This is a genomic window from Flavobacterium esculini, from assembly GCF_048284325.1.
Taxonomy (GTDB): domain Bacteria; phylum Bacteroidota; class Bacteroidia; order Flavobacteriales; family Flavobacteriaceae; genus Flavobacterium.
Genome location: NZ_JBLVPI010000002.1, coordinates 1 through 15023, shown reverse-complemented (window position 1 = coordinate 15023; position 15023 = coordinate 1). Strand labels below are relative to the sequence as shown.

Here is a 15023-nt window from a genome sequence, read left to right as displayed (position 1 = left end):
AAGGGGTTGTAAACTTACGATTAATTTTGAAAATGATTGTTTTGAAAATATAAATCATTCCTTAAAAAAGGATTTAAAACACTTTGATTAACAAATCATAATTTAAAATAAAATTAAAATCAATAATTTAAAAATAGATTTATCTTTGTAAGATAAAAAATTAATAATTATGTCATTTTCAGATTTATTTGATAGCGAATTCAAACAAAGAAATAAAGGTCATTTTTCAGCCATAGTTCGTGTAGCACTTGCCGATGAAAAGTTTGTTCCAGAGGAAAAATTATTTTTGGATAAACTGGCCGTCAGACTAGAAATTTCTCCGGAAGAATATACCGAAATTTTAGAAAACCCATTAAAATATCCTATTAACGCTCCCTATTTACACGAGCAAAGACTGGAACGTTTGTATGATTTAGCCAGAATGGTTCATGTTGATCATCATTTAGGAGATAAACAAGAATTATTGTTAGGGAAAATTGGAGTAGCATTAGGCTTTAATGGTGAAAACGTGAACTATATCATATCAAAAGCATTATCATTAGTAGATAAAAAAGTAGATTTAGATACTTTCCTTTTCGAAATGCAAAATATGCATAAATAAAAATCATAAAAAAGCTCCTAAAAATTCTAGGAGCTTTTTTTATAGTTGTTTTTAGTATTTGCTTAATTTTGCTTTTTGCATGAAATCTTCGGCCTTCTCTACCATATTATAACTTCCACAGAAAAAAGGAACACGTTGATGCAATTCAGTAGGCACAATTTCCATTATACTTCCAAAACCATCAGAAGCTTTACCACCAGCTTGTTCCACAATAAACGCCATTGGATTACATTCATACAACAAACGTAATTTACCTTTTGGAGCTTTAGAACTTGTTGGATAAATATAAATCCCCCCTTTTATCATATTTCTATGAATATCAGAAACTAAACTTCCTATATAGCGTGAAGTATAAGGCCTGTCTTCCTCTTCGAGTTGGCAATATTTAATATAGTCTTTCACCCCTTGCGGAAAATGAACATAGTTTCCTTCATTGATAGAATAAATATTTCCGTCCTTAGAAAACTGCATATTGGGATGCGACAAATAAAAGGTTCCAATTGCCGGATTTAATGTAAATCCATTTACGCCATGTCCTGTAGTATAGACTAGCATTGTTGAAGTACCATAAATCACATAACCAGCAGCAACCTGATTCGTTCCCGGCTGTAAAAAATCTTCAATTGTAACAGGAGTACCTATTGGAGTAACGCGTCTGTACACCGAGAATATTGTCCCTACGGAAACATTTACATCAATATTAGAAGATCCGTCGAGAGGATCCATCAAAACCACATATTTATTATTATGGCTTTTGTCACTTCCTTCTACTGTAATAAAATCATCATTTTCTTCGGAAGCGATTCCACATACAATTTCACGGTTGATTAAAGTTTGAATAAAAATATCATTGGCATACACATCGAGTTTTTGCTGATCTTCCCCTTGTATATTTTGTTCACCTGCGGCACCAATTATGTCTACTAGTCCAGCTTTGTTTACTTTGTAGTTGACTACTTTCGCTGCCAATCGTATAGAATTGATAATTCGGGACAATTCGCCTGACGAATATTGAAAAGCATTTTGATTTTCGATGATAAATTCACCTAGTGTTCTGTTGCGTTCTTCCATTAAGAAATCGTTGTAGTTAGTTTGAAGTCACAAATATCGGATTTTTTGTGAAAATGAATTGAATAATATTTACTTAGTTTGGCAGTATTGTATATTTGCTTATAAAATAGTTGAATAATGGGTAGAAAATGCTTTATTTTGAGCAATTCAACCATTAAAAAAAGAATATATGAACATTAGAAAAGGAAATCCAGAAGACATGGAAGCGGTTTTAGGACTTATTCAAGAGTTAGCGGACTTTGAAAAAGAGCCTGATGCAGTTCTTATCACTGTTGATGATTTAATCCGCGATGGTTTTGGAACAACTCCTTTATTTCATGTTTTTGTTGCCGAAGTGGAATCTGAAATTGTAGGTATCGCTTTGTATTATTATCGTTATTCTACCTGGAAAGGAAAAATAATCCATCTGGAAGATTTAGTGGTAAAAGATAAAATGCGAGGAACAGGATTAGGCTATGCTTTGTATTCTGAAATTATCAAGCAAGGGAAAAGAGATAATGTTCGAAGAATTGACTGGCATGTTCTTGACTGGAATACTCCTGCAATTGATTTTTATGAAAAATCAGGTGCAAAAGTGCTCCGAGATTGGTACGTGGCACAAATGGATGAAGCAGGGATTAACTATTTTGTAGATAATAGATTGAAATAAAATTACAAATTTTTTTGTTTAAAAAAGTATGAGAGTATTCAAATTTGGTGGTGCTTCTGTAAAAGATGCCGAAGGAATAAAAAACGTATATGACGTTTTGCAAAAAGTAGGTTATGAGGATGTATTATTGGTCGTTTCTGCAATGGGAAAAACCACTAATGCACTTGAAACCGTAATAAAAAATTATTTTGATAAATCGGCTGAATTAAATTCATCGGTTCAAGAGGTAAAAAAATACCACAATCAAATTCTGATGGATTTGTTTGAAGAAGAAAAGCACGAAGTTTTTACTGCCGTAAACAATCAATTTTCTGACTTAGAATATTTTTTAGCGCATAATAAATCGCCAAATTATAATTTCGTTTACGATCAAATCGTAAGTTATGGTGAATTAATATCTACCACTATCCTAAGCCATTTTATGAGCTTTATGGGAATAAAAACGCAGTGGTTAGACGTGCGGAATTTTATAAAAACCGATGCTACTTATAGAGATGCCGAAGTAGACTGGGAATTGACCCAAAAAAATATTGCCAAAAACGTAAAAAGAAAAACATTAAATATTACTCAAGGTTTCTTGGGATCTGACGAAAATAACTTTACCACTACTTTAGGTCGTGAAGGTTCTGATTATACTGCTGCGATTTTTGCTTATTGCCTAAATGCAGAAAGTGTAACCATCTGGAAAGATGTTCCTGGAGTTATGAATGCTGACCCCAGGTATTTTGAAAATGCAAGTTTGCTGAACCAAATTTCCTACCGTGAAGCGATAGAATTGGCTTTTTATGGCGCTACGGTTATTCACCCGAAAACCTTACAACCTTTGCAAAAAAAGGAAATTCCTTTGTTTGTAAAATCGTTTATTAATCCTTTGCTACCAGGAACTCGTGTTGCCAAAGGCGCCGATTTAGAACCTTATTTACCTTGTTTTATTGTTAAAAGAAACCAACTCTTAATTTCGCTTTCGTCAATAGATTTCTCTTTTATCATGGAAGAAAACATCAGCGAAATTTTTGCTTTGTTTCACCAATTTAAAATAAAAGTGAATTTGATTCAAAATTCAGCGATCAGTTTCTCCGTATGTGTTGAAGACAAATTTGAAAATTTTAAAGATTTGAATGCCATTCTTTCGAAAAAATTCAAAGTAGAATTTAACGAAAATGTTACTTTATATACCATTAGACATTTCAATGATAAAGCAGCTGCAACTGTTGAAGAAAACAAAACTGTTTTATTGAAACAAGTGAGCCGTGAGACCATGCAGATAGTAACGAAAGAAAGTTAGAAGAAAATCCTCTTCTCTCACGACGCTTCAGGGACCCTGCAAAGGAGAGGGGGACGAAACCGAAAATAGAAGTCATTTCATAATTTTACCGCAAATTCGCAGATTTTAAAATTTGTAAATTTGCGGTATTTTTTTTTCATTGCAAATAAGATTGCTTCGTCCCACACAATGACAGGCATCATACTAATTTCACTCTAAAATCCCAATTTCAACCTCAAATATCCTAATTACAATTTACCAATTATAAATACTACTTTTGACACTTTCGAGTTTAAGTATTTATGTTAAAAAAAGTAGTGTTTTTATTTTTAATACTGTGTTTTTCCGGACTGCAAGCCCAGGAAACTAACTCGTTATACAAAACAAAAAAAATACCCGCTACCCGTGATACCATTCATCTTGAAAATGAAAGTATCAATTCGAGTTTCTTCAAAGTGCTTGATGCCAATGAAAAACCAATAGACACCGTTTTTTATAAAATAAATTTCCAGAAAGCTTTCTTAATTTTTAATAAAAATTTCACTCAACAGTCAGACTCCATTAGGATTAATTATCTCAAACTTCCTGAAATCCTAACTAGAGAATATCGCATTTATGATTCAAGCCAAATAGTCAGTAACGAAGCCACAACAGGAAATTTATATAAAATTGAAACAAATCCAATCAAAAAAAACATCCCTTTTGACGGATTAAACACTTCCGGAAGTATCACACGTGGTGTTACTATTGGCAACAATCAAAACACCGTTTTAAATTCGAACCTCGATTTACAAATCACAGGAAAACTATCCGAGAAAGTGAGCCTCAGGGCTTCCTTGCAAGACAGCAATATTCCTTTGCAAGATGGAGGTTATTCTCAAAAATTAGATCAGTTTGACAATATTTTCATGGAACTTTTTAGTGACAAATGGAATATTAGAGCCGGAGATGTTTTTCTTGAAAACAAAAACACACAGTTCCTTAATTTCAATAAAAAAGTACAGGGACTCTCCACTAATTTTAACTTCGGAACTGAAGACAGCAAAACCAATGTTTTTGCATCGGTCGCTTTAGTCAAAGGGCAATATGCCAAAAGCAATTTTGTTGGTCAGGAAGGCAATCAGGGCCCATATAAATTAAAAGGGCAAAATGGCGAATTATATGTTCTTGTCATTTCAGGTTCAGAACGGGTTTATGTAAACGGCACTTTATTGAAACGAGGCGAAAATAATGATTACACCATCGACTATAATGCTGGAGAAATTGTGTTTACACCTCTTTTCACTATTACTTCCGAAATGCGAATCGCTATAGAATACCAATATTCGGATCGGAATTACTCTCGATTTGTAACTTATGCCGGAGCTTCACACGAAAATGAGAAATGGAGTTTTGGAGGCTATTTATATTCCGAAAGTGATTTAAAAAACCAACCCTTACAACAGAATCTTTCTCCAGAACAAGCCCAGATTTTAGTGAATGCCGGTGACAATCCGGATTTGATGACGGCACCTTCTGCCTATCCAGATTCCTATTCGGATAATAAAGTGTTGTATCGAAAAACAAACTTTAATTCTATTGAAATTTTCGAATATTCGAACAACCCCGAAGCTGAATTATTCAATGTTCGATTCAGTTTAGTGGGTGCAAATAAAGGAAATTATATCTTGAAAAATTCATCGGCTAATGGCCGAATTTATGAATATGCCCCGCCAATTAATACTACTCCGCAAGGAAATTATGAACCTACAATACCATTAGTTTCTCCCACGAAAATTCAAGTGGCAACATTTTTAGGAAAGTATAAGCCAACAGAAAAAACAACCTTTGATTATGAAATAGGAATCAGTAACAATGATAAAAATCTTTTCTCCTCTACAGATGATTCTGACAACCGTGGCTTAGCAGCTAAAATAAATGCAAAACAACGCTTATTTTCAAAAAAATGGAATATTGACGCTTTTGCCAGTTACCAATTTATCCAGAAAAATTTCAAATCTGTGGAACGTCTTTACAGCATTGAATTTGACCGAGATTGGAATTTAGGAATTACTGCCATCGGAAATCAAAGTTTACTGGTTTCTGGCTTACATTTCGAATTAAATCCAAAAGAAAATCTCCAGAACAAAGGATTACTCAACTATCAATTTGAAAAACTGGATTTCTCTGAAAGCTTTTCCGGCAGCAGACATACTATAAATGCCGTATTTAAATTGAAAAATTGGACGATTCAAAATCATGGCAATTTCTTAAAAAGCGATGGAGTTGAATCATCTTCTAAATTTTATAGAAACCAAACGCAGACTCGATTTCATTTTAACACCAACTGGATTGGAACCGGCTTAAGATTAGAAGACAATCAAGAAAAAATAAAAACTACAAATAAATTTTCGGCTTTAAGCCAAAGATTCACTGAATATAGTTTTTTTACAGGACGCGGGGACAGCACTAAAGTTTTTGTAGAATTAGGCTATTTGAGACGAAAAAATGATAGTTTACAAAATGGATTTATCCAGCGCGTAAATGCATCGCAAACGTACTACTTGAAATCAAAATTAATTCAAACAAACAAAAGTGATTTAACCGCTTATGTGAATTATAGAGTACTTGATTTTGCTGATCCAACTAAGAAAAAAGAAGCTTCCTTAAATTCCAGGATAGTGTATTCAGACCGTTTTTTCAATCAATTAATTCAAAGCACGACTGTTTATGAAACCAATTCAGGAAGTATTCCGCAACAGGAATTCACATACTTAGAAGTTCCGGCTGGCCAAGGTGTTTATACCTGGAATGACTACAATAGTAATGGAATTCAGGAATTACAAGAGTTTGAAATCGCTCCATTTATCGACCAGGCAAAATACATTCGGATATTCTTACCGAACCGAATTTACATAAAAACACATCAAAATAAGTTCTCACAATCTGTTACCATAAACCCAAATCAATGGCAAAATGAACTTGGATTAAAAAAATCACTATCCTTTTTTTATAATCAAACGGCCTTTATAATTGATCGAAAAATAAAAAGCGAAGGTGACGATTTCGAATTAAATCCTTTTAGTTCTTCCAAAGAAAATGTGCTGGGATTGAACTCCAGTTTTAGGAATAGTTTGTTTTATAATCGAGGGAAACAAAAACATTCCATTACATATTCCTATTTACAAAATCAAACAAAAAATTTATTGTCAATAGGAACTCAAGAAGCAAAAAACAGTTCACATCAACTACAATATACCAACTTATACCAAAAAAGGTGGTTGTTTAATTTTTTTACAAAAACAATTCAAACCGCTATTGAATCTGAAAATTTTTCTGAAAAAAATTATAGTATAAGCGGCTATCAATTGGCTTCAAAAATCAGTTATTTATTCTCCAAAAACACTAGTTGGGATTTATTTTATGAATTGCAAAACAAAGAAAATCAGATTGGGGTTTTAGGTAAATTAGTACAAAATCGCTTCGGAACTTCGTTTTCTTATTCGAGTGATAAAAAATTCACCATGAATGGAGAGGTTTCTTTTTATCAAAATAAATTTAAAGGAAATGAATTCTCTTCGGTTGGTTTCCAAATGTTAGAAGGATTGCAAACGGGTCAAAACTTGACTTGGAGATTATTACTACAAAAAAACCTGACCCAATTTTTGGATATAAATTTAAATTACCAAGGAAGAAAAAGTGAATCTAGCCAGCCCATTCACACAGGAAACGTACAATTGAGGGCTTATTTTTAAGCTATTACCTCAATTATTCAAAATGAAATTATTAAATTTATTCTGAAATTATATTTAACAATCCCAACGTTAAATTAACTACATCATGAAAAAATTAGTATTATTACTGTAGAAGCTAAAGACAAAGCTGTTAAGTACAAAGCGCAGCTAAAGCCACTAAAACAGAAAAAATATTAAAAACAAAATCACAGAGACCGATAAAATTACCAGCGAATACAACTGTAAAAAAGGATACACCGGTCCTAGAGGAGGAAAATATTACATCAATAAAAAACGGAAACAAAACTTATAATATTTTCCAATTTAATAAAAAAAATTAGGCAGTTCAAAATGAACAGCCTAATTTTTATGCCAACATAATAATTTATTATTCCATCGAAACAATGATAAATTCACTACGTCTGTTGTCTTGATGCTGTTCTTCGGTACAACTTGACTTATTGATTGGTTCGCAACCACAATCATTAACCAATTGAGATTCTCCATATCCTTTGGCTGCCAATCGGTTGACTTCAATTCCATTTTTAATCAACCAAGTCGCGGTAGATTTAGCTCTTCTATCAGACAAAGCTTCATTATATTTTGCTATTTGTCTGCAATCCGTATGAGAACGAACATCAATTTTCATCTTAGGATACTCTTTCATTACCGCTAACACTTTCTCTAACTCAAATGCTGCGTCTTTTCGAATGAAGGATTTATCCAAATCAAAATAAATGATTGGTATATTTAATGTTTTGGCCAAATCTGTCCCAACTACTATTGGTTTAATTCGTTTATCCAATGCTAAAGGCAATTCACTCACTCCTGATGCAATCGGGATAGCAATTACACCTTCCTTAGTTTCAAAATCCCTCTTCTCAGCTCTTATATAATAAGTCTTTCCACAAACCACCTCAAATCGATAGGCTCCATTTAGATCTGCAGTAATTTCTTTTAAGAATTTGAATTTTTCATCAAACAGACTTACCTTTGATTCTGACAATACAGTTTTTGTTTCCCGATCCGTGATAACACCTTTTAAAAGTTGCTCACAAATCAATTTTTTGGTTTCGGTAAATTTATAAATATCATCATACCCTTTTCCTTCTGATCTATTTGAAGTAAAAAAACCGTTACGACTCTGGCTGTCTATCAATAATGCAAAGTCATCATTTGAACTATTCACTGGTGAACCTATGTTCTGTACTTCTCCAAAAGTAGTATTCGCCTCGATTTTAGCAACATAAATATCCAATCCTCCCAATCCAGGACGACCGTCACTAGCAAAATACAATTCATTATCATTGGAGATGAAGGGAAAACTTTCTCTACCTTCTGTGTTAATAGACTTACCTAAATTTTCTGGAACACCAAAACTACCATCATCATTAATGGAAACTTTAAATAAATCTGATTTCCCAAAAGTACCTGGCATATCCGAAGCAAAATACAGGGCTTTATCATCAAAACTTAATGCCGGATGTGCTACGCTGTATTGGTTGCTATTGAAAGAAAGTTCGATTACCTTCTTCCATTCTCCTTCTTCTAATGTCGCTTTATATAGTTTTAACAAGGTTACTTTTTGACTGTCTTTCCCTTTCTTTCCATCTAAATAGTTATTTCGGGTGAAATACATTGTCTTACCATCTTTAGTAAAAACCGGAGTAGACTCATGAAATTTGGAATTGATTACTTTGCTAAATCTTTTTGGCATTGCCAATGTCCCATTCGAATTAACTTCTGAGCTATACAGGTTTGTAAAGGATTGATTGGTCCATTTGAATACTTTTTTGGATACCCCGCCAGTATCTCTAGCGGAAGCAAAAACTAATTTGTTTCCTGAAAAGGAGCTTCCATAATCTGAAAACTCTGAGTTTATTCCTGCATCTTCTATGTTGAAACGTCCTGAGTTTGCTTTGATTTCTGCTAAATAATCTTTATTCTTCTCGAATAATCTGGCTCTTTGATCGTTACCAGATTTTTTATTAAATAATTCAAGCATTTTATCCGCCTTACTATAATCGTCAACTGCTTTCAAACATTGGGAATATCTATAATAATATTCTGGTTCTTGCTCCTGATTCATTGTGAAAAGTTCTCCATACCACTTTGCGGCCTTTTCTAATTCGGCATTGAAATAATATGCGTTTCCTAACTTTTGAAACATCTTTTCATTTTTGTACCCTTTCTCGGCCACACGCTCATAGGTAGCAATTGCATCAACATAAGCATAATTATTCATATTGTTTATCTGCTCCGGCCACTTTTGCTTTCTGTGCGTAACCCAAATGAACTACGCTAAACAAAATTGTACTATAAATAAAATTTTTAACTTTCATAAAGATAAGAGTTTAGAAAAATCTAGGAGAAATTATTTTATTATAACTATTGAACAATTCATAGCGCAAGAAAATCTCGTGAGATCCTGAATTATAATTGGCCAATTTTGTAGTTTCCATATCATAAGCATAGCCTATAAACCAAGAATCACTACCTTGAAAACCCACCATAGCACTCAAAGCGGCACTCCATCTGTAAGCAACTCCTGCGGTAAATTTATCATTTATTAAAAAATTAGCTGACAAATCTACTTGCAATGGTGCTCCTTGAACCATCTTTGTTAAAATCGACGGTTTAAATTTTACATCGGCACTCAAATCAAATACATGACCTGCTATAAAATAGTAATGCATCTTCTCTTTGGCTACGTGACTATTGGATGCTGTACCAGCATATCTGTCAAAATGTTGCGTCTCCAATAAATTAGGAACCGACAATCCTACATAAGTGTTATCTGAATGAAAATACAAACCAGCTCCTATATTGGGAGAAAACTTATTATCAATATTGGTGTCAAATGCGTAATCATTTTTATCATACTTATTCAACTTCGTAAAATCTATGTTGAGTAGATTCGCTGAAGCTTTTAATCCAAATGATAATTTATATCTCTCAGAAGTATTGATGCTATACGAAATATCGACCGCAATATTATTTTCATCAGAAGGTCCAATTCTATCGTTGACAACAGAAACTCCCAAACCTATATTACTTCCGTTTATAGGAGTATTTATAGATGCTGTGTTTGTAACTGGCGCACCATCTAAACCAACCCATTGAGTTCGATGCAGTGTAAAAATACTGATCGCTTCACGTGAACCCGCATAAGCAGGATTGATATTAATGGTATTGTACATATATTGGGTAAACTGAGCATCTTGTTGGGCTCTAATTACTCCCGATAATAGCAATAAAAACAATACTAATTTTATTCTCATATTTTTTGTTTTTAGGTTCTGAGGGTATGTTAACTAACCCTCAGAAAATATGTTTATCTATTTATATACAAATATCCGGCCTTCTCATGTCCTATTGAAGCGCTGTCAGTATATCTCAAAATATAGTAGTACGTTCCTGCTGGCAATTCTTCGGCCTGATTAACGGTTACTCTTCCTTCTGAAATTCCTTTAAAGGCTCTATCTGAATTATTGTAAGCGTTTATTTCGAAAACTAAAACACCCCATCTATTATAAATCTCCACAGTATTCTTTGGATAACATTCTAGTCCTCTAATATAAAACACATCATTGTCTCCATCTCCATTTGGAGAAACTGCATTGAATACTTCTAGTACACATCCTAAAATGCCTAACACCGTTGGTTTATCATCAAGATCACTTGAATCATCTGACAGGTCAGTTATAACAGTCCCATTTAAACTTGTAGCAGTCACTGAAGCTTGGTTTACAATTGAACCTACATTAATATCATTCTGTTTAATAGAATATATTGCTGTATAAGCTGTACTATTCGTTTTTCCTATTCCTAAACTAACTATTGGACTACCTGTTAGAATTACATCTGGCAAATAATTGTCTTTGACCGAAACATTAGAAAGAGCAACATTACCTGTGTTTGTAATTACAAAAGAATATGAAATAGTTTCATCAGCTTGAGCATACCCATCTCCATTTTCATCATTGAAAGTTGCTGTCTTCACCAAAGCAATACTTGGATTTTCTGCAACAATTATTGTTTTTGTTGCTGTATCACAAACCACTGGGGTTGCATTAGTACATATCCTGTAACTTATAGCATAACTTCCTGATGGTGCATTGGCTGGAATAGATAATGTTCCATCTTCATTCATTACAATACCTCCACCGATTGGCTGTAGTACTGTTAGAGTTATTTGTGATGGGATAAATAGATTGCCATTTACATTATCATTTGCATACAAAGTTGGAAGTACCGTCACAACTCCTGCAGGAACTGTTGTAGTAACATCATTTGTGGCATCGATTGACGGGTTAACAATGATTGTTGTGATTGCTGTATCACAAACCACTGGCGTCGCTTTAGTACAAATTGTATAAATTACTAAATAGCTTCCTGATGGTGCATTAGCTGGAATCGTTAATGTTCCGTCTGTATTCATCACAATTCCACCTCCAATTGGTAATATCGTCAAAGTTATTTGTGATGGAGTAAATGGATTTCCGTTTACACTATCATTACCAAATAAACTTGGTGTTGTCGTTACAACTCCTCCTGGAACTGCTGCTGGCATCATATCATTTGTAGCATCAACAGATGGGTTAACAATAATCATTGTGGTTGCTGTATCACAAACCACTGGCGTCGCTTTGGTACAAATGGTATAAGTCACCGCATAGTTTCCTGATGGTGCATTAGCTGGAATCGTTAATGTTCCGTCTGCATTCATCACGATTCCTCCACCAATTGGCAATGTCGTCAAAGTTATTTGTGATGGAGTAAATGGATTTCCGTTTACACTGTCATTGCCAAATAAACTTGGCGTTATGGTTGCAACTCCTCCTGGAACTGCTGCTAACATCACATCATTTGTGGCATCAACAGATGGGTTAACAACAATCATTGTGGTTGCTGTATCACAAACCACAGGCGTTGCTACAGTACAGATTGTGTATATTACTGGGTAACTTCCTGATGGTGCATTAGCTGGAATACTTAATGTTCCGTCTGCATTCATCACGATTCCTCCACCAATTAGCAATGTCGTCAAAGTTATTTGTGATGGAGTAAATGAATTTCCGTTTACACTGTCATTGCCAAATAAACTTAGCGTTATGGTTGCAACTCCTCCTGGAACTGCTGCTAACATCACATCATTTGTGGCATCGATTGATGGGTTAACTACTACTGTTATTGTAGCAGGTGTCAAATCTAAACTACCATTGTTATCCGTAGCTGTAAATGTAAAGCTGTCATTTCCTGAAAAAGAACCACTCGGATCATACGTCAACAAAGCTACTTGAGCTGATGTCAACACTTGATTTATGTTTACCGATACTCCTGACAAAGCCAGAATTCCGTTTGCAGGTAAACTTAAAATAGTATAACTCGCTATCGTTCCATCGGTATCCGTAGCCGTCAATGGAGCTATTAATATAGCTGTTGCGGTGGATAGAATACCTGCATTGGTATTGTTATTCGCTATCGGCACATTGTTTCCAACTGGAATGATAATCGTTGCAGGCGTAACATCTAATGCACCATTATTATCTGTTGCAGTAAAAGTAAATATGTCGTTTCCTACAAATGTTCCACTTGGATCATACGTCAACAAAGCTACTTGAGCTGCTGTCAACACTTGATTTATGAATACTGCCGTTCCTGACAAAGCTAAAATTCCGTTTGCAGGTAAACTTAAAACAGTATAACTCAATACCATTCCATCTATATCAGTTGCTGCTAATGGACTAATAACTGTAGCACCTGCGGTTGACGAAATACTACTATTAGTATTATTATCGGCAACCGGTGGGTTGTTTGCTACGGTTATTTGCAGGGTAGCCACATTCGAGTTAGTTCCTGTTGCATCTTCGATGGTGTAGTTGACTAATGTCGTTGTGCCACTGAAGGTTGCTAATGGATTAAAAGTTACCGTTCCGTTGGCATTGGCCGTGTAAGTTCCTTCGCCTGTTACCGTGAAGGTAGTTTCGTTCGCTGGTGTTGTTGGGTCCAAGTCAATGCTCGCCAAGTTGATGTTGCCATCAATATCGGTGTCGCCTGTTGAAGCTAAAACGTCAACGTTCGTGTCGTAAGCGGTCGTTGCCGGGTCGTTGTCGGCAACCGGTGGGTTGTTTGCTACGGTTACTTGCAGGGTCGCTACATTCGAGTTAGTTCCTGTTGCATCTTCGATGGTGTAGTTGACTAATGTCGTTATGCCACTGAAGGTTGCTAATGGATTAAAAGTTACCGTTCCATTGGCATTGGCCGTGTAAGTTCCTTCGCCTGTTACCGTGAAGGTAGTTTCGTTCGCTGGTGTTGTTGGGTCCAAGTCAATGCTCGCCAAGTTGATGCTGCCATCAATATCGGTGTCGCCTGTTGAAGCCAAAATATCAACGTTCGTGTCGTAAACGGTTGTTGCCGGGTCGTTGTCGGCAACCGGTGGGTTGTTTGCTACGGTTATTTGCAGGGTAGCCACATTCGAGTTAGTTCCTGTTGCATCTTCGATGGTGTAGTTGACTAATGTCGTTATGCCACTGAAGGTTGCTAATGGATTAAAAGTTACCGTTCCATTGGCATTGGCCGTGTAAGTTCCTTCGCCTGTTACCGTGAAGGTAGTTTCGTTCGCTGGTGTTGTTGGGTCCAAGTCAATGCTCGCCAAGTTGATGCTGCCATCAATATCGGTGTCGCCTGTTGAAGCCAAAATATCAACGTTCGTGTCGTAAGCGGTTGTTGCCGGGTCGTTGTCGGCAACCGGTGGGTCGTTAACAATTGTTACAGCAATTCTAGTTTGTCCGTTTACCACTGTGGTTCCATCACTCACAATGTAAGCAAAATCACCTACTGTATCGATTCCATTATAATCCGCTGGAGCGTCATATTGTAGTTCTGTCAATTGGGTACTAGTAAGCGTTTGTCCATTAGTTACTGATGTTCCGTCAGCCAAGGTTACTGTTCCTAAAGTTGGTAATCCTGTAATAGCAATAGTAAGAATAGTAGTGTCAGGATCCGTTGGTACGGTTAATCCCAGTCCTGTATTGGTACTTTCTTCAGCTACATTTATAGTACTGTTCGAAGCTACTGGCGTACAATTATTTACAGTTACAATTTCAGTTTCTGTTAATTGTGTAGAACAAGTAGTAGAAGTATTTGTTGCTAAAACATTGAAAGTAGTAGTTGAATTCAATGCTCCTGTTGAAAGACTAATCGTTCCTCCTGTACCTATAACCGCTGTCCCTACATTTGTCACTCCATTTCTTAATTGGTAACTAATTCCAACTTCTGAATTTGCTACACTTATATTAGTTGTTGCACTTATACAAATTGAACTTGTTCCGCTTAATACTAATGTAGCACTTGGAGTTGCCAATTGTGCTGCATTACTAAAAGATAGTGATCCCACTGATGTACAACTTCCGTTTCCTGCAGTTACCGTATATGATGTTCCAATGGTTAGGCCGCTGATCAATCCTGTTGTGGTGTTTATCGTGATTCCTGCTGTTGCGGGATCAAAAACATAAGTATTTGAAGAACTATAATTACTAATCGTGCTCGTGCCAATTGATGAACAAGTCGCTGTAGTTGAGGATATAGTCGAGGCGGCTGGTGTAACTGGTTGCGCATTCACCACAATCGAACTACTGTCTAACGAAGTACATCCTGAAACATTGGTCAACGTAAATGTATATGAATTAGCATTGGCTGTTACCAATCCCGTTCCTGAAATAC

Annotated in this window: 7 protein-coding genes and 1 pseudogene; 4 read left to right on the top strand and 4 right to left on the bottom strand. The window is 35.3% G+C overall.

The features are described 5' to 3' along the window. Positions 1-169: 169 nt before the first annotated feature. Positions 170-601: a tellurite resistance TerB family protein gene (locus tag ACNQGG_RS01755; protein WP_417960961.1), complete on the top strand. Its 432-nt coding sequence runs from the start codon at positions 170-172 to the stop codon at positions 599-601. Between the two features lie 51 nt (positions 602-652). Here the strand turns inward: ACNQGG_RS01755 and fbp are convergent, their stop codons facing one another. Next, complete coding sequence (gene fbp / locus ACNQGG_RS01750) at positions 653-1672, bottom strand: class 1 fructose-bisphosphatase (protein ID WP_417960959.1); 1020 nt, start codon at positions 1670-1672, stop codon at positions 653-655. A 169-nt stretch (positions 1673-1841) separates the two neighbouring features. On the opposite strand from fbp, the gene ACNQGG_RS01745 reads away from it, so the two are divergent. From ACNQGG_RS01745 to ACNQGG_RS01735, 3 genes are all read left to right on the top strand, one after another. Next, positions 1842-2321: a GNAT family N-acetyltransferase gene (locus ACNQGG_RS01745; RefSeq protein ID WP_416856178.1), complete on the top strand. Its 480-nt coding sequence runs from the start codon at positions 1842-1844 to the stop codon at positions 2319-2321. A 28-nt stretch (positions 2322-2349) separates the two neighbouring features. Then, on the top strand, positions 2350-3606 hold the full coding sequence (locus tag ACNQGG_RS01740) for an aspartate kinase (RefSeq protein WP_417960957.1): 1257 nt from the start codon (positions 2350-2352) through the stop codon (positions 3604-3606). A gap of 281 nt (positions 3607-3887) precedes the next feature. Continuing rightward, complete coding sequence (locus ACNQGG_RS01735) at positions 3888-7319, top strand: hypothetical protein (protein ID WP_417960955.1); 3432 nt, start codon at positions 3888-3890, stop codon at positions 7317-7319. Between the two features lie 367 nt (positions 7320-7686). Here the strand turns inward: ACNQGG_RS01735 and ACNQGG_RS01730 are convergent. From ACNQGG_RS01730 to ACNQGG_RS01720, 3 genes and pseudogenes are all read right to left on the bottom strand, one after another. Beyond that, positions 7687-9640 (bottom strand): annotated as a pseudogene (locus ACNQGG_RS01730) (OmpA family protein). A 12-nt stretch (positions 9641-9652) separates the two neighbouring features. After that, positions 9653-10579, bottom strand: coding sequence for a PorP/SprF family type IX secretion system membrane protein (locus ACNQGG_RS01725; protein ID WP_417960952.1), 927 nt, complete (start codon positions 10577-10579; stop codon positions 9653-9655). A 53-nt stretch (positions 10580-10632) separates the two neighbouring features. Beyond that, the coding region (locus ACNQGG_RS01720) for an Ig-like domain-containing protein (RefSeq protein ID WP_417960950.1) at positions 10633-15023 on the bottom strand (4391 nt) is incomplete at its 5' end.